This window comes from Streptomyces sp. NPDC003635, assembly GCF_053587635.1.
Window position 1 is genome coordinate 212896 of record NZ_JBSFOK010000004.1, and the last position, 21462, is coordinate 234357.

The 21462-nt window shown below is 70.3% G+C and carries 17 protein-coding genes; 7 read left to right on the forward strand and 10 right to left on the reverse strand.

The window, feature by feature from the left end:
• Positions 1-45 precede the first annotated feature (45 nt).
• Genes ACWDRW_RS06270 through ACWDRW_RS06285 form a run of 4 tightly spaced genes read left to right on the forward strand, consistent with a single transcriptional unit; the run spans position 46 to position 6534 of the window.
• Positions 46-1314 (forward strand): glycosyltransferase, encoded by a 1269-nt coding sequence (locus ACWDRW_RS06270; protein ID WP_451720850.1) that lies wholly within the window; start codon positions 46-48, stop codon positions 1312-1314.
• A complete protein-coding gene (locus ACWDRW_RS06275; RefSeq protein ID WP_451720852.1) occupies positions 1311-2939 on the forward strand; it encodes an ArnT family glycosyltransferase in 1629 nt (542 codons plus the stop codon). The genes ACWDRW_RS06270 and ACWDRW_RS06275 overlap by 4 nt, the downstream gene beginning before the upstream one ends.
• Complete coding sequence (locus ACWDRW_RS06280; RefSeq protein ID WP_451720854.1) at positions 2936-4135, forward strand: glycosyltransferase; 1200 nt, start codon at positions 2936-2938, stop codon at positions 4133-4135. The genes ACWDRW_RS06275 and ACWDRW_RS06280 overlap by 4 nt, the downstream gene beginning before the upstream one ends.
• Positions 4132-6534, forward strand: a complete 2403-nt coding sequence (locus tag ACWDRW_RS06285; protein ID WP_451720856.1) for a galactose oxidase-like domain-containing protein — start codon at positions 4132-4134, stop codon at positions 6532-6534. The genes ACWDRW_RS06280 and ACWDRW_RS06285 overlap by 4 nt, the downstream gene beginning before the upstream one ends.
• Here the strand turns inward: ACWDRW_RS06285 and ACWDRW_RS06290 are convergent.
• The 4 genes from ACWDRW_RS06290 to trhA form a co-directional block, all read right to left on the reverse strand.
• On the reverse strand, positions 6531-7253 hold the full coding sequence (locus ACWDRW_RS06290) for a Mut7-C RNAse domain-containing protein (protein WP_451720858.1): 723 nt from the start codon (positions 7251-7253) through the stop codon (positions 6531-6533). The genes ACWDRW_RS06285 and ACWDRW_RS06290 overlap by 4 nt on opposite strands.
• A gap of 33 nt (positions 7254-7286) precedes the next feature.
• Positions 7287-7913 carry a TetR/AcrR family transcriptional regulator gene (locus ACWDRW_RS06295; protein WP_451720860.1) on the reverse strand — a complete coding sequence of 209 codons (627 nt, stop codon included), beginning with the start codon at positions 7911-7913 and terminating at the stop codon, positions 7287-7289.
• Between the two features lie 5 nt (positions 7914-7918).
• Positions 7919-9451, reverse strand: a complete 1533-nt coding sequence (locus tag ACWDRW_RS06300) for an MFS transporter (RefSeq protein WP_451720862.1) — start codon at positions 9449-9451, stop codon at positions 7919-7921.
• 93 nt (positions 9452-9544) lie between these two features.
• Positions 9545-10258 carry a PAQR family membrane homeostasis protein TrhA gene (gene trhA, locus ACWDRW_RS06305; protein ID WP_451720864.1) on the reverse strand — a complete coding sequence of 238 codons (714 nt, stop codon included), beginning with the start codon at positions 10256-10258 and terminating at the stop codon, positions 9545-9547.
• 282 nt (positions 10259-10540) lie between these two features.
• Between trhA and ACWDRW_RS06310 the strand changes: the two genes are divergently transcribed.
• Positions 10541-12328, forward strand: coding sequence for a phosphoenolpyruvate carboxykinase (GTP) (locus ACWDRW_RS06310; protein ID WP_451720866.1), 1788 nt, complete (start codon positions 10541-10543; stop codon positions 12326-12328).
• Positions 12329-12545: 217 nt separating this feature from the next.
• Positions 12546-14279 carry an Ig-like domain repeat protein gene (locus ACWDRW_RS06315; protein WP_451720868.1) on the forward strand — a complete coding sequence of 578 codons (1734 nt, stop codon included), beginning with the start codon at positions 12546-12548 and terminating at the stop codon, positions 14277-14279.
• On the opposite strand, the gene ACWDRW_RS06320 is transcribed toward ACWDRW_RS06315, so the two are convergent.
• The 6 genes from ACWDRW_RS06320 to ACWDRW_RS06345 all read right to left on the reverse strand — a co-directional run bounded on the left by ACWDRW_RS06320 (position 14269) and on the right by ACWDRW_RS06345 (position 20640).
• The gene (locus ACWDRW_RS06320) at positions 14269-14877 is read right to left on the reverse strand and encodes a hypothetical protein (RefSeq protein ID WP_451720870.1); all 609 of its coding nucleotides are present in this window, start codon (positions 14875-14877) and stop codon (positions 14269-14271) included. The genes ACWDRW_RS06315 and ACWDRW_RS06320 overlap by 11 nt on opposite strands.
• Positions 14864-16390 carry a substrate-binding and vWA domain-containing protein gene (locus ACWDRW_RS06325; protein WP_451720872.1) on the reverse strand — a complete coding sequence of 509 codons (1527 nt, stop codon included), beginning with the start codon at positions 16388-16390 and terminating at the stop codon, positions 14864-14866. Before ACWDRW_RS06325 ends, ACWDRW_RS06320 begins: the two co-directional genes overlap by 14 nt.
• A complete protein-coding gene (locus ACWDRW_RS06330) occupies positions 16387-17580 on the reverse strand; it encodes a toxic anion resistance protein (RefSeq protein ID WP_451720874.1) in 1194 nt (397 codons plus the stop codon). The genes ACWDRW_RS06325 and ACWDRW_RS06330 overlap by 4 nt, the downstream gene beginning before the upstream one ends.
• Positions 17581-17592: 12 nt before the next feature.
• On the reverse strand, positions 17593-18669 hold the full coding sequence (locus ACWDRW_RS06335) for a hypothetical protein (protein ID WP_451720876.1): 1077 nt from the start codon (positions 18667-18669) through the stop codon (positions 17593-17595).
• A 264-nt stretch (positions 18670-18933) separates the two neighbouring features.
• Positions 18934-19347: an SCO4983 family protein gene (locus tag ACWDRW_RS06340; protein WP_451720878.1), complete on the reverse strand. Its 414-nt coding sequence runs from the start codon at positions 19345-19347 to the stop codon at positions 18934-18936.
• An 81-nt stretch (positions 19348-19428) separates the two neighbouring features.
• On the reverse strand, positions 19429-20640 hold the full coding sequence (locus tag ACWDRW_RS06345) for a pyridoxal phosphate-dependent aminotransferase (protein ID WP_451720880.1): 1212 nt from the start codon (positions 20638-20640) through the stop codon (positions 19429-19431).
• A gap of 125 nt (positions 20641-20765) precedes the next feature.
• Between ACWDRW_RS06345 and ACWDRW_RS06350 the strand changes: the two genes are divergently transcribed.
• Positions 20766-21344, forward strand: a complete 579-nt coding sequence (locus ACWDRW_RS06350) for a hypothetical protein (RefSeq protein WP_451720882.1) — start codon at positions 20766-20768, stop codon at positions 21342-21344.
• Positions 21345-21462 lie beyond the last annotated feature (118 nt).

Genomic DNA, 21462 nt, shown 5'->3' on the forward strand with positions numbered 1-21462 from the left:
GTGACTTCCCGTCGCGACAGGGGGTTTTGGGATCTGGGGGGATCTTTGCTCACTTCTGTCTTCATCGCTGTCGTCTCACTGGCCCTGTTCTGGATGGCGGCGTTCACCCTGTGGTGGCAGATGCACGCGTGGCGTACGCCCGAGGTGCTCGCCTCCACCCGGTTCAGCAGACCGGACGGCGGTGAGCACCTGTCGTTCTCGCTGCTGCTTCCTGCCCGGCACGAACAGGCCGTGCTCGACCACACCATCCAGCGGCTGCTGGAGTCGAGCCACACCGACTTCGAGATCATCGTGATCGTCGGGCACGACGATCCGGAGACCACGGCCGTCGCCGAGCGGGCGGCCGCGCGGGACCCGCGGGTCCGGGTCGTCGTGGACACCCACGAGAAGAAGAACAAGCCGAAGGCCATGAACACGGCGCTGCCGCACTGCCGCGGCGACGTCGTCGGGGTCTTCGACGCCGAGGACCAGGTCCACCCGGAGCTCCTCGCCCACGTCGACCACGCGTTCCGCACCACCCGGGCGGACGTGGTGCAGGGCGGCGTCCAGCTCATCAACTTCCACTCCAGCTGGTACAGCCTGCGCAACTGCCTGGAGTACTTCTTCTGGTTCCGCTCCCGGCTCCACCTGCACGCGCAGAAGGGGTTCATCCCGCTCGGCGGCAACACCGTCTTCGTCCGCACGGACGTGCTGCGGGAGGCCGACGGCTGGGACCCCAACTGCCTTGCGGAGGACTGCGATCTGGGCGTCCGCCTGTCCAGCGTCGGCAAGAAGGTCGTCGTCGCCTACGACTCCGACATGGTGACCAAGGAGGAGACGCCCGGCAGCCTGATGTCGCTGCTCAAGCAGCGCACCCGCTGGAACCAGGGCTTCCTTCAGGTCTACCGGAAGAAGGACTGGAAGCAACTGCCCACCTTCGGGCAGCGGTTGCTCGCCCGCTACACCCTCACCACGCCGTTCCTCCAGGCCTTCACCGGTCTGATCATCCCGCTCAACGTGGCGATCGCCCTCTTCCTCGACGTACCGGTGTCGATCGCGTTCATCACCTTCCTGCCGGCCGTCACCGCCTTCGTCACCTTCGTCTTCGAGGTCGTCGGACTGCACGACTTCGGCAAGCAGTACGGACTCCGCGTCCGTTTCGTGCACTACCTGAAGCTCATCGTCGGCGGCCCCTTCTACCAGGTGCTGCTCGCCGGAGCCGCGATCCGTGCCGTCTGGCGTGAGCAACGCGGCCGTAACGACTGGGAGTTGACGACCCACGTCGGCGCACACCTCAACCAGGCCGAAGTGATCCGAGAGGACGTCTCCGCGTGACCTCCACCCTCCCCGCGGTGACCGCCGAGGTCCCCGCGCAGCGGCAGCCTGCGCCGGAAACCGGTTCGACCGGTCGGACGACCCCGCCGAAGAGGCTGCGCAGCTCCCGCCCCGACCTCCTGCTGTGCGGTCTCCTCCTCGTGGCGATCCTCGTCGTCCAGGGCTGGAACATCGCCGCCTACCCGACGCTCAGCGACGACGAGGGCACCTACCTCGCCCAGGCCTGGGCCGTCCAGGAGGGCAGAGGGCTCGCCCACTACACGTACTGGTACGACCACCCGCCCTTCGGCTGGATCCAGATAGCCCTGCTCACCTGGATACCGTCACTGATCAGCCCCGAGTCGATGACCGTCGGCTCGATGCGGGCCGCGATGCTGGTGGTCAGCGGGATCAGCGCGGTCCTGGTGTACGTGCTCGGGCGGCGCCTGTCGCTGCCGCGCTGGGCCGCCGGGCTCGGCATGGTCCTGTTCGGGCTCTCCCCGCTCTCCGTGATCCTGCAGCGCGAGATCTTCCTGGACAACCTCGCGGTGATGTGGACGCTGCTCGCGTTCACCCTCGCCGCCTCCCCGAGCCGCCACCTCTGGCACCACTTCGGCGCCGGCATCGCCGCCGCGACGGCGGTGCTGACCAAGGAGACGATGCTGTTCGTCCTCCCGGCGATCCTCGTCACCATGTGGCGGCACAGCCACCGCGACACCCGCAAGTTCGCGGTGACGGGCGCGATCACCGCCTGCGCCCTGATCGGTCTGTCGTACCCCCTCTTCGCCCTGCTGAAGGGCGAGTTGTTCCCCGGCGCCGGGCACGTCTCGCTGTGGGACGGCATCAAGTACCAGATGACCAGGCCGGGTTCGGGCTTCATCCTCGACCAGGGATCCGGTTCGTACGGCGTCCTGCAGTCGTGGCTCTACTACGACCGTGTCCTGCCCCTGGGCGGGCTCGCGGGCGCGCTGCTGCTGCTGGCCACCTGGCGCTGGTCGGTCACGGCCCGCGCGCTCGCCGGGCCCTGCGCGGCGGTGGCGATCCTCGCCCTGGTCGCGATGCGCCCGAGCGGCTATCTGCCCGCGATGTACATCATCCAGGCGCTGCCGTTCCTCGCTCTCGTCCTCGCCGGGGGCACCGCCTCGGTCGCGCACGCGGTACTGCGCAAGGGCCGGCTGCCCCGGGCGGGCCGGTACACCCTCGCCGCCGTCCTCGCGATCGGCGCCGGCGCCTATGTCGTACCGCGCTGGTACGACGGTGACCGCACCGCCGTCACGGCCGACGCCAACGCCCCCTATCGGGCGGCCTCGAAGTGGCTCAGCACCGAGGTGGAAGAGCCCGAGAAGACCCGTGTCCTGGTCGATGACGCGCTCTGGCTGGACCTGGTGCACGCCGGGTACCGGCCCGGCAACGGCGTCATCTGGTTCTACAAGGCCGACCTCGACCCCGCGGTGACCAAGACGATGCCCCGCGGCTGGCGGGACATCGACTACGTGGTCGCCTCCCCGACCGTACGGCGCGACGCGGCCGACCTGCCGAACGTGAAGGCGGCCATGGAGCACTCGACCCCTGTCGCCGTCTTCGGCAAGGGCGAGGACCGCATCGAGATCCGGCAGATCCAGACCGCGGGAGGCGGCGTCCGATGAGCCAGGAGTACACCACCCCGATTCCGGACCTGGAGGCCGCCGAGGTCCCCGAACCCGGCGCCGTCACCATCGTCGTGCCGACCTTCAACGAGTCCGCGAACATCCGTGAACTGCTGCACCAGATCACCGAGTCGGTGCCGGCCCGGCTGCCCTGCGAGGTCGTCTTCGTGGACGACTCCACCGACGACACCCCCGAGGTGATCAAGGCGGCGGCGCAGGACTGTCCTTTCCCGGTGGCCGTGATCCACCGGGACGATCCGGTGGGCGGGCTCGGCGGGGCCGTCGTGGAGGGACTGAAGGCGGCCACCTCGGACTGGATCGTCGTGATGGACGGCGACTGCCAGCATCCGCCGTCCCTGGTACCGGACCTGGTCGCCACCGGGGAGCGGGCGGGCGCCGAACTCGTCGTCGCCTCCCGGTACATCAAGGGCGGCAGCCGGGCCGGGCTCGCCGGAAGCTACCGGGTCGCCGTCTCCCGCGGTGCCACCTGGCTGACCAAGTCGCTCTTCCCGCGCCGGCTGCACGGCATCAGCGACCCGATGAGCGGCTTCTTCGCGATCCGCCGCCAGGCCGTCACCGCCGACGTCCTGAAGCCGCTGGGCTACAAGATCCTTCTGGAACTCGCCGTCCGCAGCCGCCCCCGCCGGGTCGCCGAGGTGCCCTTCGTCTTCCAGGACCGGTTCGCGGGCGAGTCCAAGTCCACCGCCCAGGAGGGCCTGCGCTTCCTGCGCCATCTGGCCGGACTGCGCACCGCCACCCCGGCCGCCCGGATGATCGGATTCGGGCTGATCGGCGCCTCCGGGTTCCTGCCGAACCTGCTCGCCCTGTGGATCCTCACCGGCCTCGGCATGCACTACCTGCCCGCCGAGATCGTCGCCAACCAGTTCGGCGTCGCCTGGAACTTCCTGCTCATCGAGCACCTGCTGTTCCGCGACCGGCGGCAGCACCGCCGCTGGTGGGACCGGGCGGGCCGGTTCGCGCTGCTGGCCAACGCCGATCTGGTGCTGCGGATACCGCTGATCGCGCTGTTCGTCAGCGAGTTCGGCATGGACGCCCTGACCGCCACCGCCGTCGCCCTGGTCACCACCTTCGTCCTGCGCTTCGCCGCGACCGAGGCGCTGGTCTACCTGCCCCGCAACCGCAAGAACACCGGCGGGGAGCAGCACAGGAGCCGCACAGCAAGGAGCACCGCATGAGACACCGACGGAGAACGGCCCTGTTCGCGGTGGGCACGCTCACCGCAGGCCTCCTCCTGACCACACCTCAGTCCGCCTCCGCCGCCAACCTGATCAAGAACCCGGGCTTCGAGACAGCCGGCACCGGTGACATGCCCTACTGCTGGTCCAAGTCCGGTTGGGGCGACAACGACTTCACCTTCCAGACCGTCGCCGACGCCCACTCCGGCTCCAAGGCCATGAAGGTCGAGCTGACCCGGCGCACCGAGGGCGACCGCAAGGCGCTGATCACCGAGTCCACCGACTGCGCGCCGGTGGTGACGCCGGGCAAGCAGTACGACCTCGGCCTCTGGTACAAGACGACCACCCCGGACGCCAACGTCACCCTGTTCCGGCACGACACCACGGCCGGCTGGCAGTACTGGACCGACCTCAAGACGCTGGAGTTGGCCGGAAGCTGGACCGAGGCCACCGTCCGCACCCCCGAGGTCCCGGCCGGCACCGACCGGATCAGCTGGGGTGTCTCGGTGTACGGCACCGGATCGGCGACCACCGACGACTACACGATGGAACAGGTCCCCGACGTCACGCCGCCGCCGGAGTGCACGGGCACCGCCGAGGAGTGCGCGAACGGCCGCTGGGACGTGCTGCCGGTCCAGAACCCGGTCCGCTCCATGCACTCCGTCGTGCTGCACAACGGCAAGGTGCTGCTGATCGCGGGCTCCGGCAACAGCGAGGAGATGTTCGAGGCGGGCACGTTCACCTCCGCGGTGTACGACCCGGCCAACGGCACCTACAAGGTCATCCCCACCCCGAAGGACATGTTCTGCGCCGGCCATGTCCAGCTGCAGGACGGCCGGGTGCTGGTGATGAGCGGCAACAAGGGCTACCCGTCGGCGGACGGCACCATCGGCTACCAGGGGTACAAGGACTCGTACATCTTCGACCCCGAGACCGAGACGTACACCAAGACCAACAACATGAACGACGGCCACTGGTACCCGTCGGCGACGATCCTCGGCAACGGTGACGTGATCTCCTTCGGCGGACTGAAGGAGGACTCCACCGGTTCGGTGACGGCGGAGGTCTTCTCGCAGGCCGAGCAGAAGTGGCTCGAACTGTGGAAGGTCAACCAGACCTGGTCGTACTGGGGTCTCTACCCGTCGATGATCCTCATGCAGGACGGCCGTCTCTTCTACTCGGGCAGCCATGTCTTCGGCAACAACATCCCGGGCACCGGTTCGGCGATCTACGACTACGGCGCCAACACCGTCACGCAGGTTCCGGGGCTGCAGAAGAAGGACGAGCGGGACCAGTCGGCGAGCGTGCTGCTGCCTCCCGCCCAGGACCAGAAGGTGCTGACCCTCGGCGGCGGCAACATCGAATCCAACCCGGACGGCAACCGGCTGACCGACATCATCGACCTGAAGCAGCCCAACCCCTCCTACGTGGCCGGGCCGCAGATCCCACAGGGCAAGGTCGACCTCGGCAACGGTCCGGTGGCGCAGACCGGCGCCCAGGGCAAGATGTACGTCTCCGCCGTACTGCTGCCGGACGGCAAGGTGCTGGAGACGGGCGGCGCGCTGCACAACCGGGCGAACCCCGTCTACGAGACGTCGATCTTCGACCCGGCGACGGAGACCTTCGACCAGGTCGCCGCCGACCCGGAGGCCCGCGGCTACCACTCCTCGGCGTTCCTGCTCCCGGACGGCCGGGTGATGACGACCGGTGACAACCCGGGCAACGGCTCCTGGAACCACAACGTGTCGATCTACACCCCGCCCTATCTGCTCAAGGGCGAGCGTCCGGCGATCACTTCGGTGATCGACACCGAGTGGAACTACGGCGACACGCAGCGGATCACGGTGGACCGGCCGATCGCCAAGGCGGAGCTGATCCGCCCCGCGGCGGTGACGCACTCCTCCGACCCGAACCAGCGCTTCGTCGACCTGCCGCTGTCGGTGGACGGCAACAACATCGACCTCAATGTGACGAGCAACCCCAACGTGGCCCCGCCCGGCTGGTACATGCTCTTCGCGGTCGACGCCAACGGCGTCCCGTCGGTCGCCAAGTGGGTCCATCTGCAAGGTCCTACGGCGCTGAAGGCGACGGACGCCTCGGCACACGTCCACTCCTTCGCCGACGACCTGTCCGGCAAGGTCACGGGCCCGGGCAAGAAGCGCAAGGCCCAGCCGGTCAGCCCGACGATCTCCGGCTGCGACCGCCACTACGGATCCGCCAACGTCTGCGTCCCCACGGCCTTCCCGAAGGAGGTCAAGAAGACCACGGCCGCCCGCTGCGGCTGGCTCAAGGCGAACGACTACGGCCGCCTGAAGCTCAACGGCAAGGACGACCCGCTGAGGCTGGACCCGAGCCGGGACGGCCTCGCCTGCGGGAAGCGTGACCTGAAGCTCCGTTAGGCGAACTCGGTGAGGACGCGTTCCACGATCGCCACCAGCTGATCGTGGTGCGCGCCCTTCCAGTACGCCCGGCCGCAGTCCTGGCACTGGGCGAACACGTCGTACGACCGCTGCGTGCCGCCGTGGAGCTGGTCGGCGACCTCCTCCTTGGTGGCCTCCCGCAGCAGGCCGTTGCAGGCGCTGCAGCGGGTCCAGGGGCGCAGTTCGGGGCGGAACCGCTCCAGGACGTCCCGGAGCTGGTCCTCGGGGCGGGTGCTGTACACGTACGCCCCCGCCCACAGTTCGCGCCGCCGCAGCAGGCCCCGGTCCCGGCTCAGCATGACCCGCTTCTCGGCCGCCGAACGCGCCGCGAGGGCCGGATCGCCGATGTCCGTCGACTCGTACGCGGTGTCCACGCCGAGGAGGCGCAGGCGCCGGGCGAGGGTGCCGAGATGGACGTCGAGCAGGAAGCGCAGGGGAGCGCCCGGCACCCGCTGGGGACGTGCCACCGGGCGGACCGCCACCCTGTCGCCCGCCTGGGCGACGTAGGAGAACGGCACCCCGCTGCCGTCCACCTCCAGCGACCCGACCTCGGTGAGCGGGACGCCGAGGGACTCCACGACATGGCCGAGGGAGGAGACTCCGTCGGTGACGAGCGCGGTCGCGCCCGTCCGGCGGCCGTGCGGAACGAACAGGGCCAGCTCGGGGGCGACTTCGAGGTGGATCTCCGGTGCGGTCACCCGGTCAGGATGTCATGGGGGAGGGGCGTCGGCTCAGGCCTTTTCCGGGGGCAGTCCGTTCGCGAGGACGTCCAGCGCGCGGTCCAGGAGATCGGGGAGGTCGTCGCTGAAGTCGTGCTCGGCCCAGTACAGGGTGATCTCCGCGAGGCCGCCGATGAGGGACATCGTGTAGACCCTGACCTCCAGGCTCTCCGGGTCCCGGCCGGTGCGCTCGGCGACGGCCTGGGTGAGCATCTTCCCGGTGACCGACATGCTCTCCAGCATCCGGGAGCGCACCGCGGGCACCTGGACCATCAGCCGCGACCGCAGCCGCAGGACGTCCGCGTCCCCCTCGATCCCGGCACCCACGGCCTTGCGCATCACGTACCGCAGGGTGTCGATCCACGGCTCGTCGGCCGGCCGCGCGCGGATCTCCTCCAGCAGCAGCGGGTCGTACTCGTCGGTGAGGACGATGTCCTCCTTGGTCGGGAAGTACCGGAAGACCGTCGACGGCGACACCTCGGCGCGCTCGGCGATCTGCTCGACCGTCGTGGCGTCGTAGCCCTGTTCCCGGATCAGGGCGTACGTCGCGTCACGGATCGCCGTCCGGGTCTTGATCTTCTTCCGCTCCCGCAGTCCCAGGTGGGAGAGGTCGGCGGAGGTGGTGCGTGCGGCCGTCATGCGGGTCATTGTCCGGCATCGGCCGAGGCCGGGACCAACTCCGCCCTGTCCTTGCCGTCGGTCAGGAACACCGCCGCCGGCAGCGCGGCGACGAGCGAGGCGACCGCGCACACCAGCAGGACGACACCCATGCCGTGCACGTAGGCGCTGTTCGCGGAGGCCACCAGGTCGGGGGCGCCGGTGCGTTCGGCCACGAGATGGGCGGCGACCACGGACTCCCCGGCGGTCTCGGCGGCCCCCTCCGGCAGTCCGCTCACGTCCAGGCGGTCGCGGAAGATCCCGGCGAGCAGGCTGCCGAGCAGCGCGATGCCGATCGCGCCGCCGACCTGGCGCAGTGTCATCAGCAGCCCGGAGCCGCTGCCGGCCCGGTCGGCGGGCAGGGCGCCGAGCGCGCCGTCCATCGCGGGCACGACCGAGAAGCCGAATCCGAGGCCGACGACCGAGAGCCACAGCGCGGTGAAGCCGTAGCCGGAGTCCACGGTCGTACGGCTGCCCAGCAGGGCGGCGAAGGCCAGCGCCACGAGGCCCGCGCTGACCACGGCACGGGCGCCGAAGCGGGCGACGACGGGCTGCGCCGCCCGTGCGGCGACCAGCAGCCCGCCCATCATCGGCAGCAGCCGGACCCCGGTGCCGAGCGCGTCGTTGCCGAGGACGGCCTGGAGGTAGGGGGGCAGCACGAACAGCAGGCCGGAGAGGACGAACATCACCAGGGTCGCGGCGAGGGTGTTGAAGAGGAAGCCGCGGTGGGCGAGCAGCGTCATGTCGAGCATGGGGCGTGTCATGCGCCGCTCGCGCACCACGAGACCGGCGATCAGTACCGCTGAGCCCGCGAACAGGGCGAGGGTGAGCGGGTCGCCCCAGCCGTGCCCGGGCGCCTCGATGATCGCGTAGACGAGAAGGGCGAGCCCCGCCGCGGTGAGCGCGGTGGAGACGGTGTCGACCTTGGGGGACGCGGGATCCCGGGTCTCCGGCAGCAGGAACACGCAGGCGGCGATGCCGAGCGCGGCCATCGGCACGTTGACCAGGAACACCGAGCCCCACCAGAAGTGGTCCAGCAGCCAGCCGCCGATGATCGGGCCGAGCGGCAGGCCGAGGGCGGAGGCGGCGGAGATCACGCCGACCGCCTTGGTGCGCTCGTCGGGGCCGAAGAGCGAGGGCACCACGGACAGCGCGAGCGGGGTGACCAGCGCGGCGCCCACGCCCATCACCGCGCGGGCGGCGACGACGGTGGTCACGTCCCCGGCGAGGGCGCCGACGACGGATCCGGCCAGGAAGATCCCGAGGCCGGTGATCAGCATCGAGCGGCGCCCGAACCGGTCGCCGAGCAGTCCGGCGGGAAGCATGAGCGCGGCGAACACGACGATGTACGCGTCCGCCATCCACTGCTGTTCACCGGTGGTGGCGCCCAGGTCGGCGGCCATGGTCGGCAGCGCGACGTTGAGGATCGTCATGTCGAAGCCGAGGGTCAACATGCTCGCGACGAGGGCGGCGAGGGCCCACCAGCGGCGGGGGTCGGAAGCCTGAGTGACAGTAACCATGAATTGAGAGTAGCTCTCAAAAGAGGTTTACTGTCAATAAAATCGAGGCATGAAAAAGGGCCACGGGGGTGCCGTGGCCCTGTTCGGGTCGACTCAGGCGTGCTGGTACGCCACCAGGGAGATGCCGACGTAGTGCACGACGAAGGCCGCCAGGGTGAAGGAGTGGAACACCTCGTGGAAGCCGAACCAGCGCGGTGAGGGGTTCGGGCGCTTGATGCCGTAGACCACGCCGCCCGCGCTGTAGAGCACGCCTCCGACGATCACCAGGACCAGGACCGCGATCCCGCCGGTGCGCATGAAGTCGGGCAGGTAGAACACGGCCGCCCAGCCCATCGCGATGTAGCAGGGGGTGTAGAGCCAGCGCGGGGCGCCGACCCAGAAGACCCGGAAGGCGATGCCGGCCAGCGCCGCCGCCCAGATCCCCCACAACAGCCACTGCCCCTTGGTGCCCGGCAGGAGCAGCAGGGTCAGCGGGGTGTAGGTGCCGGCGATGATCAGGAAGATGTTGGAGTGGTCGAGCCGGCGCAGGACGCCGTCCATGCGCGGGCTCCAGTCGCCCCGGTGGTACAGGGCGCTCACGCCGAACAGCAGGCAGGCGGTGAGGGCGTAGATCCCGCAGGCCAGCCGGCCTCTGGGGGAATCCGCGAGCGCGGTGAGCACCAGGCCCGCGACGAGTACGGCCGGGAACATGCCGAGATGCAGCCAGCCCCGGAGCTTGGGCTTGATCGGATGCGGCAGGGAGAGCGCGACGGGGCCGCGGCCGGCGGCCGGTGTGTCCGTGCGCGCGTCGGGGACGGACGCAGTCATGGGCGAATCGTACCTACGGAACCGTAAGTTACGGATCAGTCCGGCGCGCAAGAGTGGCCATCGTCTCACGGGAGTTGACGTCCGTGCGGCCTGCCCCCGAAGAGGACGTGGCCAGCCTCACGCTCGCTCACCTGTGACGCCCTCTGGACATATGGGCACGGTCGTCGGATGATCAAATGAGTGCGGTCGGCACCGGATGAGCGGCAGCAGTGCCGTAGTGCAGCATCCGGGTCGCAGCCCCCACGGGGCCTCCAACAAAAAATCCCTCATTTAGGAGCAATCGTGGCGCACCCGGAACTGATCTCGTGGGTGAACGAGATCGCCGAACTGACGCAACCGGACAACGTCGTCTGGTGCGACGGATCAGAGGCCGAGTACGAGCGACTGTGCGAGGAGCTCGTCGCGAAGGGCACCTTCCGGAAACTCGACCCGATCAAGCGCCCCAACTCCTACTACGCGGCATCCGACCCGACCGACGTCGCCCGGGTCGAGGACCGGACCTTCATCTGCTCCGAGAAGGAGGAGGACGCCGGTCCGACCAACCACTGGAAGGACCCCGCCGAGATGCGGGAGATCTTCCAGGGGGAGAAGGGACTGTTCCGCGGATCCATGCGCGGCCGGACGATGTACGTCGTCCCGTTCTGCATGGGGCCGCTCGGTTCCCCGCTCTCGGCGATCGGCGTGGAGATCACCGACTCCGCCTATGTCGCCGTCTCCATGCGCACGATGACGCGCATGGGCAGCGCCGTGCTCGAGGAGCTCGGCGAGGACGGACACTTCGTGAAGGCCGTCCACAGCCTCGGCGCGCCGCTGGAGGCGGGCCAGGAGGACGTCTCCTGGCCGTGCAACCAGACCAAGTTCATCTCGCACTTCCCGGAGTCCCGCGAGATCTGGTCCTACGGCTCCGGCTACGGCGGCAACGCGCTCCTCGGCAAGAAGTGCTACGCCCTGCGCATCGCCTCCGTCATGGCCCGCGACGAGGGCTGGCTGGCCGAGCACATGCTGATCCTGAAGCTGACCCCGCCGCAGGGTGAGTCGAAGTACGTCGCCGCCGCCTTCCCGAGCGCCTGCGGCAAGACCAACCTCGCCATGCTGGAGCCCACCGTCTCCGGCTGGACGGTCGAGACGATCGGCGACGACATCGCCTGGATGCGCTTCGGCGAGGACGGCCGCCTGTACGCCATCAACCCCGAGGCCGGCTTCTTCGGCGTCGCGCCCGGCACCGGTGAGCACACCAACGCCAACGCGATGAAGACGCTGTGGGGCAACTCCGTCTTCACCAACGTCGCCCTCACCGACGACAACGACATCTGGTGGGAGGGCATGACGGAGGAGACTCCGGCCCACCTCACGGACTGGAAGGGCAACGACTGGACTCCGGACTCGGAGACCCCGGCCGCGCACCCCAACGCCCGCTTCACCGTCCCCGCCTCGCAGTGCCCGATCATCGCGCCCGAGTGGGAGGACCCCAAGGGCGTGCCGATCTCCGCGATCCTCTTCGGCGGCCGGCGCGCCACCGCCGTGCCGCTGGTGACGGAGTCCTTCGACTGGAACCACGGTGTCTTCCTCGGCGCCAACGTCGCCTCCGAGAAGACCGCCGCCGCCGAGGGCAAGGTCGGCGAGCTGCGCCGCGACCCGTTCGCCATGCTGCCGTTCTGCGGCTACAACATGGGCGACTACATGGGTCACTGGGTCGAGGTCGCCAAGGACAAGGACGCCGCGAAGCTCCCGAAGATCTACTACGTCAACTGGTTCCGCAAGAACGACGAGGGCAAGTTCGTCTGGCCCGGCTTCGGCGAGAACTCCCGCGTCCTGAAGTGGATCGTGGAGCGTCTGGACGGCAAGGCCGAGGGCGTCGAGACCCCCATCGGCATCCTGCCGACGAAGGACGCGCTCGACACCAAGGGCCTGGAACTGTCCGACTCCGACCTGGAGTTCCTGCTCACGGTCGACAAGGAGGTCTGGCGCGAGGAAGCCGCGCTGGTCCCCGAGCACCTCAACACCTTCGGCGAGCACACCCCGAAGGAGCTGTGGGACGAGTACCGGGCGCTGGTGCGGCGCCTGGGCTGAACCCCCGTAGGACCCCGCGGCCGGTCAGAACCGACTGTGCCCTGACCAGCTACATCGTCACGGCCGGCCGCGGTGCGCACCCGCCGGAGCCCCGCACAACGGCGTGCGGGGCTCCGGCGTTTCGCCTTGCGGGTCCGATCTTCACAGATGTTTCATGCTCTTTACAGGTGTCTCACTCGCCTCGTGAGACCCTCAACACAGCCTGTGGGGGGCACAGTTGAATACAGCACACCGTTCCGGACGTCTCGCGGCCACCGTCCTCGCCGCCGCACTCGCCGGGACCGGACTGACCGTGGCCGTCGCGCCGACGGCGCACGCGGCGGCGTCCGACGCCGTGGTCAAGCTGCCGATCTCCTCGTTCTCGGCGCTGGCCGTGGACAACGTCCACCAGAAGGTCTTCGTCGCCGACAGCGCCACGAGCTACTACGCCAACTCCGGCACCATCGCCGTCTACAACTTCGAGGGCGAGCGGCTGACGACGATCACCACCAACCAGAAGCACGTCTCCGGACTCGCGCTCAACGACGACAGCAGCAAGCTGTACATCGGACTGCGCGACCGCATCGACGCCGTGGACACCACCACCTACGCCACGACGGTCGTCGCGGGCACGTACACCGACACCTGCGGCCGCGATCTCGCCCACTCGGGCGGCCAGTTGTACTTCACCACGCCGTACTCGCAGTACATCGGGGAATGCTCCACCTCCGGGACCTACGTGGACGCCCTCGTCAACGGCCTGCATCAGCGGACCAACTGGAACGACTCCGGCGACCTCCAGCTGGAGTCCGGTCCCGGCGACCGGATGCTCATGGGCCAGCCGCGCAACGCGAGCGCCCCCAACCCCTTCATCTCGGTGTTCGACACCAGCGGCGACAGCCTCGTACGCAGCGCCGCGCGCCGCTTCGCCGACAGCGAGGGCAAGGGCGCCATGGACTTCAAGGACATGGCGTTCTCCCCGGACGGCGGCAAGGTCGCCGTGGCCGACGCCGCCTTCGGCACCCGGCTGCTGAACACCACCGACCTGTCCGACGCGCCGACCGGCTACCGGGCGCTTCCCCCCGGCGCCGCCGCCAGCTCGGTCGCCTTCAGCGGCGACGGCAAGTACATCGCGCGCGGCGCCTCGGCCACCGGCGCGACCCCGGACCTGCTCGTGCAGCCCGCCGACCCGGCCGACCCCACGGCCCCGCTGGAGTTCGTCTTCGAGGGCAGCCTCGACGGCGACCGGGTCGTGCCGCGCGGCACGGAGTGGTCGGCGGACGGCTCCCGGCTGTTCACGGTCACCACCAACACCGCGGGCAGTCAGTACTGGCTGCACATCATCCAGCCCCCGGCCGTCCAGTACGACGTCCGGCTCGGCGAAACGTTCACGCACAGCCCCGCCCAGGCCGTCGCCGGCGAGCCGCTGTCGGTGCGCGGGCGACTGGAGTTCGACGGCCCCGCGCCCGCCGAACCGCTGAAGGTCAAGGCGACCCGCACGGACGCGAACGGCACCCATGAGCTGGGCAGCTTCACGGTGAAGGCGGACGGCTCCTACACCGTCCTCGACGAGCCCGACCTGGTCGGGGACGCCACCTACACCGTCTCCTACCTCGGCGACCTCACCCACCGCCCGGCGACCGACGTCACCCACACCGTGTCCGTCGGCAAGGCGCCCACCTCGATCGCGCTCACCGCCCCGGCGCAGGCCTCCATGAGCACGGGCGTCGAGATCACCGGCACCTTCACCGCCCAGGGCAAGGCGCTGCCGGAGCGGGCGGTGCTGAAGGTGGTGCGCACCGACCGGCTCGGCACGGGCATCCTGTCGTCGGTGACGGTCGCCGCGGACGGCACGTTCACCATCAACGACCTCCCGCGCACCCGCCGCGCCACCACCTACACGGTGAGCTGGCCGGGCGACGACCTGCACCAGGCGTCCACCGCCTCGGCCACGGTCGACGTCACGCGCTGATCTCGCCCCCGCCCCGGCCCTCCAGGTACCGGGTGTGGGTCTCCTGGCGGCGGGACTCCGTGTCGCGGAGGGCCGCCGCCAGGACTTCCGCCTCCTGACGCAGCAGACCCAGCTGGTGTTCCAGGTGCCGTTCCGGTGGTTCCTGGCCGGGGGTGAGACGGGTCCACCACCGTGCCCGTACGAAGCTGTCGACGGCCTCGGGAAGGTCCTGCCGTACGGCCCGGGAGAGGGTGTGCAGGCCCTCCGGGTCCTGGCCGAGCAACTGGGTGGCCCAGCCCGGGGCCAGCAGGGCGGACAGCAGGTTCGTCAGCTCGGTGAGCCGGCCACCGGCGCCGGGCGGCAGTTCCACCTCCGCGAGGTACCCGCACAGCTTCTCGAAGTCACCACGCAGCTCCTCCAGTTGGGCCGAGGGGTCCGGGAAGTCCGGCAGCGGGGGCCGCTCCGGCGGGGCGATCAGCGCGCCCGCGCCGTACAGCCCCGCCACCACGACCGGCCAGTACGGGCCCGCCACCCCGGCGAAGGTCAGCCCGAGCCCGGCGATCCCGCAGACGCCGCCGGCGATGTTCTTGCGTGACTCCAGGTACTTACTGATACCCACGGATCTCCTCGAAGGCGCCGTCCAGCGAGCCCTGTCGGGCGTCGAAGAGGCGGCCCCCGGTCAGGTCGGCGATGTGCTCCAGCTCGGACCGGTCGGAGTCGCCGAAGAGGATGGGGAAGACGGGCGTCGCCCGCCGGTCGCGGTCGAGCCCGGCGTAGAAGGAGTCGAACTCGCCCGCCTCGGCGCCCGCGGTGTTCTCGCCGTCCGTCATCAGCACGATCGACGTGAACGCGTCCTGGTCGGCGCCCAGATGGTCGTACGCCTTCTGCAGCGAGGTGTAGATGGCGGTGTCGCCCTCGGCGGTCAGCGCCTCGGTGTCCCGCAGGATCGCGTCCAGTCCCGACCGGGGGTCGGCGGGGTCCACGACATGCGTGCGCACGCTCTTCACGTCCGAGCCGAACGGCATCAGCGTCACCTCCTCGCGCTCCCGGAAGTCGCCGGTCAGGCCGGTGAGGGCGGACTTCAGGCCGGTCAGCCGGTCGCCCTTCATCGAGCCCGAGGTGTCGAGGACGTACACCGTCCGCGAGGGGCGGCGCAGCTTGTTCTCGTAGGAGTCGAGCAGGCCGTCGGCGACGGAACGGGTGCCGGGGAAGGGCAGTTCGCGGCGGCGGGTGGTGTCCAGGCCCGCCCCGGGCCGGACGGAGGCGACGACCGGGCGGCGGTGCGTGCGGTCGGTGATCTCCTTCTGCAGGTCCGGGGCGCGCAGGGCCTCGGTCAGCCGGCGGACGTCCTCGCGGGTGGCGGCGTCCGTCGAGGCGAGCGAGGAGACCGGGTAGTCGGCGGTGACGACACCGTCACTCGGCCGGATCACGGTCAGGCCCGGAACGCCTTGGAGAACGGACTCGTAGTTGAGCAGGGCGTCGACGTCCCCGCGCCGCTCGTAGGCCGCCGCCAGCCAGCCCGAGGAGCCCGAGGTCAGCCGCTGACCGCGGAAGAACTCCCGCAGCCGGGGCGTGGCCTCGGTGACGTCCGCGTCGGTGAGCGCGGACTGGGCACCGGAGAGCGCCGAGGCGACCGAGACGAGCGTGGCGAAACCGGAGTGGGAGCGGGACGGATCCGTCATCCCGTACGTCAGCTCACCGTCCCGCACCGCCTGTTCGACCTGCGACCAGGTGACCTGCTCAGGCTTCCAGCCGAGCTTCTCCACGGTGGCCGGCCTGACGCCTATGGCGACCGGGCTGCTCATCACCGGGGTCTCGGAGACGATCTTCTTCGCCGCCTCGGGGCGCAGCCGCAGATAGTCGTTGGAGGACAGCCACAGCGCGTCGTACTTCCCGTCCGCCCTGCCCTCGGCCAGCTGATCCACGGCGTCGAGGGTGCCGGTGTAGGAGGGGTCGACCTTGATGCCGGTCTCCTGCTCGACACGGTCCAGGACCGGGGTCATGTCGGCCAGCTCGCTGGAGGCGAGGACGCGCAGGGTGCCGGGCTCGGGGGCTTCGGGATCCTCCTCGCCCCCGGTCGTGCAGGCGGTCGTCAGCAGGGCGACGGTGAGCAGCGCGGCGACACGTCTCATCCGAGGCCCCCTTCCAGCGCGCCCCGCGTCCGGCTGCGCTCCAGGTAGGCGGAGGCCTGCTGGAGTTCGGACGTCAGGTTCTCCACCGTCGTGGCCATCGCCTCGGTCGCCTGGACCTTGTAGGTGTCGATCGCGTCGAGGGTCCGGTAGATCTGCTGGAACGCGCTGCGCAGGGTCTCCGCGCCGACCGCCGGGTCGGCGGCGATGCGCTGGATCTCACCGCTCTGCGTGGCGAGCATCTCGGCGTTGCCCCGGACGAGGTCCTCGGTCGTTCCGCGCAGGGCGTCGACCTGCTCGATGACCTTTTTCTGGCTGGCCAGGGCGGAGGCCAGCATCACGGAGATCCGCAGGGCCGAGACGGTCGTGGTCGCGGCCCGGTCGACGCCCTTGATCAGCTCGTCGTTGTTGCGTCGTACGACGTCCATGGCGAGGTAGCCCTGCGCGCACACCGCGAGCTGGGTGAGCAGGTCCTGGTGCTTCTGCCGGACCGGGAACAGCACGTCCGCGCGGAGCGAGTCGGCGGCCTCGGGGTCGCCGACGCCCGCGATGTGCCGCTCGACGGCCGTGTCCAGGGCCTCGGTGAGGACGACGTACTCCTGCAGCTTGCCCATCGTCTCCCACAGCCGGACCCGCTCGGTCTGCAACGCGGCGTTGTCCCGGCGCAGTTCGTCCTGGCCGCCGCGCAGCGAGCCCACGATCCTGTTGAGGGTGCCCTGGGCGGAGGCGTACTTGGCGACGTGGTCGCGCAGCTTGTTGCCGCCGGGCAGTCTGGAGAGGAACCTGCGCCCCTTGGCGGCGGGCAGGTCACGCGGGTCCAGGTCCTCGACCACCCGCCGCAGCTCCACCAGCGAGCCGGCGACCTTCGACTGCGCGTCCCCGCCCTTGTCGGGCAGGCTGCGGACGGTCCGCTCCAGCATCCGGTTGGACTGGGCGGCGGCGCTGCGCATCTCGCCCGCGCCGAGCGAGGTGATCTCGCCGACCTTGCCCGCGAACTCCGGGGAGCGGGCGTCGAGCGCGGCGAGGCCCTGGACGTAGTCGGACGCCTTCTGGGCGATGCCCGCGCGGACGGTCTCCTCGACGGGGACCAGCCCGCCGGCCTTCTCCCGGGGCACGGGGGCGACGGCGTCGGGCGGCGTGAGCGTGAAGGTCTCCTCGGCCGTGTGCGCATCGGCCATGGGTGCATCGGTCATGTGCGGTTCCCCCTAGGATCCGGCCCGGCGCGCCATGTCGTGCAGCACCGCGGAGGTGGGCACGGGCGCCTGCCGGACACCGGTGAGCTTCTGGTTGAGATACGCCGAGTGCGCGGCGGTGGCCGAGGTGAACTCGGCGGTGGCGCCCTGCGGCCGGAACCCGTGCCGGACCGCCAGCCTGCGCAACTCCGGGTCGGCGCTGAGCAGTTCGCCGAGCGCTCGGCCCTCGTCGGTGAGCGGTACGACGGTGTGGTCGCTGGTGGCGGTGGTGTCCGGGTAGAGGACGGTCAGGTCGTCCACGGCCTCGCCCCGCCCGAGCAGCGCGGCGACCTGGGACTCGTAGACCAGGACCAGCGGGTTCCCGGCGCCGCTGACGAAGTCCCGGAAGGCCGCGTCCGTGCTGGACTGCTGGGCACCCTGCACGCTGACCAGCTTGCGCATCAGCGGGGCGGTCCTGGCCACGTCCCGCCCGCTCGCGGCGACCCGGCCGCCGTTCTCGACGTAGGAGGCCGCGGCGAGGTACAGCGCGCCGGAGTTGGAGGTCTCCGGGTCGGTGGAGGCGATGTAGAGGGTGCCGGTCAACTCCCCGAACGCGTCGGCCCCCTTGAGCTGCTGCCAGGTCCTGTCGGCGCGGGCGGCGTCCAGGTAGGCGGCCATCCTCAGGGTGCCGCGGTGCTCTCCGTCGAGCGTGACCAGGCCGTTGCGCGCGAGCACCTCGGCGGCGCTGCGGTGCGCCACGACGACGAGGGGCGAGTAGAAGGGGCGCGGCAACGGCTGGCGTGCCTCGTACTTGTCGGCGAGTTCGTCGGCGGGTGCCTTGCTGGAGGGGAGGGCGAGGTCGTACCCCTCGAGGTCGAGCCCCTCCATCGCCCAGGACCCGGACGTCTCCGTCCGCACGGTGTAGCCCTTGGCGGCGAGGGCCTTCACCACGTCGGGATCGGCGAAGAACTCCGCCTTCTCCGATCCGATCACTGCCCGCACGGTCTTCGTTGCCGTGCCCTTGTCCTCGTTGTTGCGGCCCGCGACGACGGCGGCCACCACGCCACCGATCAGCAGCACCGCGAGGACGATTCCTGCGATACGTCTCACGAGGTGAGAGTGCTCGCGGAACCCAACATTCCCCGCCGCGGGCGATGAACGGGGGGTGTCGTACCGACTCCGGTCCTGCAACACCTCCAGGGGCGCGGGGAACCGCGCGACCAGTCGCCGGCAACCGGCGGCCGCCGCACAACAGAACCCCTACGGCGAAGGCGAGCGTCGGCCAGAGCCAACGCGGTGAAGTCGTGGCGCCCGGTCCGCGCGTCGCTGCGGGTGCACGCGGACCGGGGCCGTACGGGGGAGCCCGGCGAAGGCTCAGTGGGCGGCGAGTGCGAGGGACTCCAGGGCCGCGGTGTGCGCGTCCATGCGCTCGGCGGCCAGGATGGCGACCGCCGTGTCGGCGCGGGACGCCGCGACGACCAGGGCGCGCCCGGCGAGCGTGTGCGCCCGCTGGTGCAGCGCCGGGAGTTCGCGGGCCTCGCCCGTGGGCACCGCACGAACCGCGTGGCCGCCCCGCAGCCGGGTCACCTGCTGCGCGAGCCGCTCGGCGGCGGTGTCCAGATCGGCGGAAGGGGTCAGTGCGCGCAGCTCGTCCGTGACGGCCAGCAGTGCGGCGAGATGACCCGCCAGCTGGATGTCCAGCTCCTCCTCGCGCGACCGGTGGGGGAAGTCGGAGGTGGTGCCGGCCATCGTGCTGTGGACCGACTTGCCGCGGATCGGTTCGTACATGGGGATGGCCTCCTGTGCTCTGACAGGAAACCATCCTAGCTTAGATTCCGTCTAAAGTTGAGTCGATCGTAAAACTGCCTGTCAGGGCTGGCTGTAGCCGTCGAGGAAGTTGCCGATCCGGGTCACCGCGTCCCGCAGGTCCCCGACCGTCGGCAGGGTCACGACCCGGAAGTGGTCCGGCTCGCTCCAGTTGAAGCCGGTGCCCTGGACGACCATGATCTTCTCGCGCCGCAGCAGGTCCAGGACGAGCTGTCGGTCGTCCCTGACCTTGAAGACCTTGGGGTCGAGGCGGGGGAAGAGGTAGAGGGCGCCCTTCGGCCGTACGCAGCTCACCCCGGGGATCTGGGTCAGCAGCTCGTAGGCGACGTCCATCTGCTCCTTGAGCCGCCCGCCCGGCAGCACGAGGTCGTTGATGGTCTGCCGGCCGCTGAGGGCGGCGACGACACCGTGCTGTCCGGGCATGTTGGCGCACAGTCGCATGTTCGCGAGGATCGTCAGGCCCTCGATGTAGGAGTCGGCGTGGGCGCGCGGCCCGGAGATCGACATCCACCCGACCCGGTAGCCCGCCACCCGGTACGCCTTCGACATGCCGTTGAAGGTGAGCGTGAGCAGATCGGGGGCGACCTTCGCGGTCGGGGTGTGGGTGGCGCCGTCGTAGAGGATCTTGTCGTAGATCTCGTCCGAGCAGACCAGCAGGTTGTGCCGGCGGGCGATGTCGGTGAGCCCCTTGAGCACGGCCTCGTCGTAGACGGCGCCCGTCGGGTTGTTCGGGTTGATGATGACGATCGCCTTGGTGCGGTCGGTGATCTTCCGCTCCACGTCGGCGAGGTCGGGCGTCCAGTCGGACTGCTCGTCGCAGCGGTAGTGCACGGCCGTACCGCCGGACAGCGACACCGCGGCGGTCCACAGCGGGTAGTCCGGCGAGGGCACGAGCACCTCGTCACCGTCGTCGAGCAGGCCCTGCATCGCCATGACGATCAGCTCGGAGACGCCGTTGCCAATGAAGACGTGCTCGACGTCGGTCTCGATGCCGAGGGTCTGGTTGTGCATCACGACCGCGCGGCGGGCGGCGAGCAGGCCCTTGGCGTCGCCGTAGCCGTGCGCCGAGGACACGTTGCGCAGGATGTCCTCGAGGATCTCGGGCGGGCACTCGAACCCGAAGGCGGCGGGGTTGCCGGTGTTCAGCTTGAGGATGCGGTGGCCCGCCGCCTCGAGCCGCATGGCCTCTTCGAGAACCGGGCCCCGGATCTCGTAACAGACGTTGGCGAGCTTGGTCGACTGGATCACCTGCATGTCAGGGAGCTTACGGCCCTGTAACGCACTGTGGGCCGTGTCTTCCGCCACGTGAGACGGGAAGTTCGTCCCTTTATGGCCCTCGCCTGTCCCTGGAGCCCCTCCCGTCTCTACAATGCGCCCCCATGTCCAGGCCACCTCACCCCGAGGACCCGCCGAACGTCTACGTCCCGCGGGTCGACCAGTCCCCCGACTACGAGGAGTACCCCGACCCGGCCGTGGCGCACGGCTGGCAGAACGCGTACGACGAGACGAGCGAGCTGCCCCGGATACCCGAGGGGCGGGACGCCTCCGGGCCGGAGTACGGAGGTCGCACCGCCCGCCGCTCGCGCCGCAGGCGGGACAACCGGCGTCGCGCGATGATGGCCGCCGGTGCGCTGGGCACGGTGTCGGTCGCCGCCCTGGTCGCCGGTTTCGCGTTCTCCTCCGGCTCCTCCGGCGACTCGGACGGCAAGCACGAGCCGGCCCGCTCGGTCACCGAGGCGTCCCTGCCCACGGGTCCGATGACCGACCCGGCCACGACCTCGGCACCCTCCTCCGGCGGGTCGGACGCCACGGCGTCGCCGGAGGCGAGCGAGCCGAGCGCGACGAGCCCCGACCCGAAGCCGACCACCGCGTCCCCCACGGCCACGACGCAGGCCCCGACCGACCCGGAGACCACCCGCCCCGGTCGCGGCCAGGGCACCACCAAGAAGCCGAAGTAACCGGCCGGCGGGGGCGGGCCGAGGGGCACGGGCCGACGGCGACCGGCCGATAGCACCGGCCAGCAGGGACGGGCCGACAGGGGTAGGTCGGCAGGGGCGGGCCGACGGCGACCGGCCG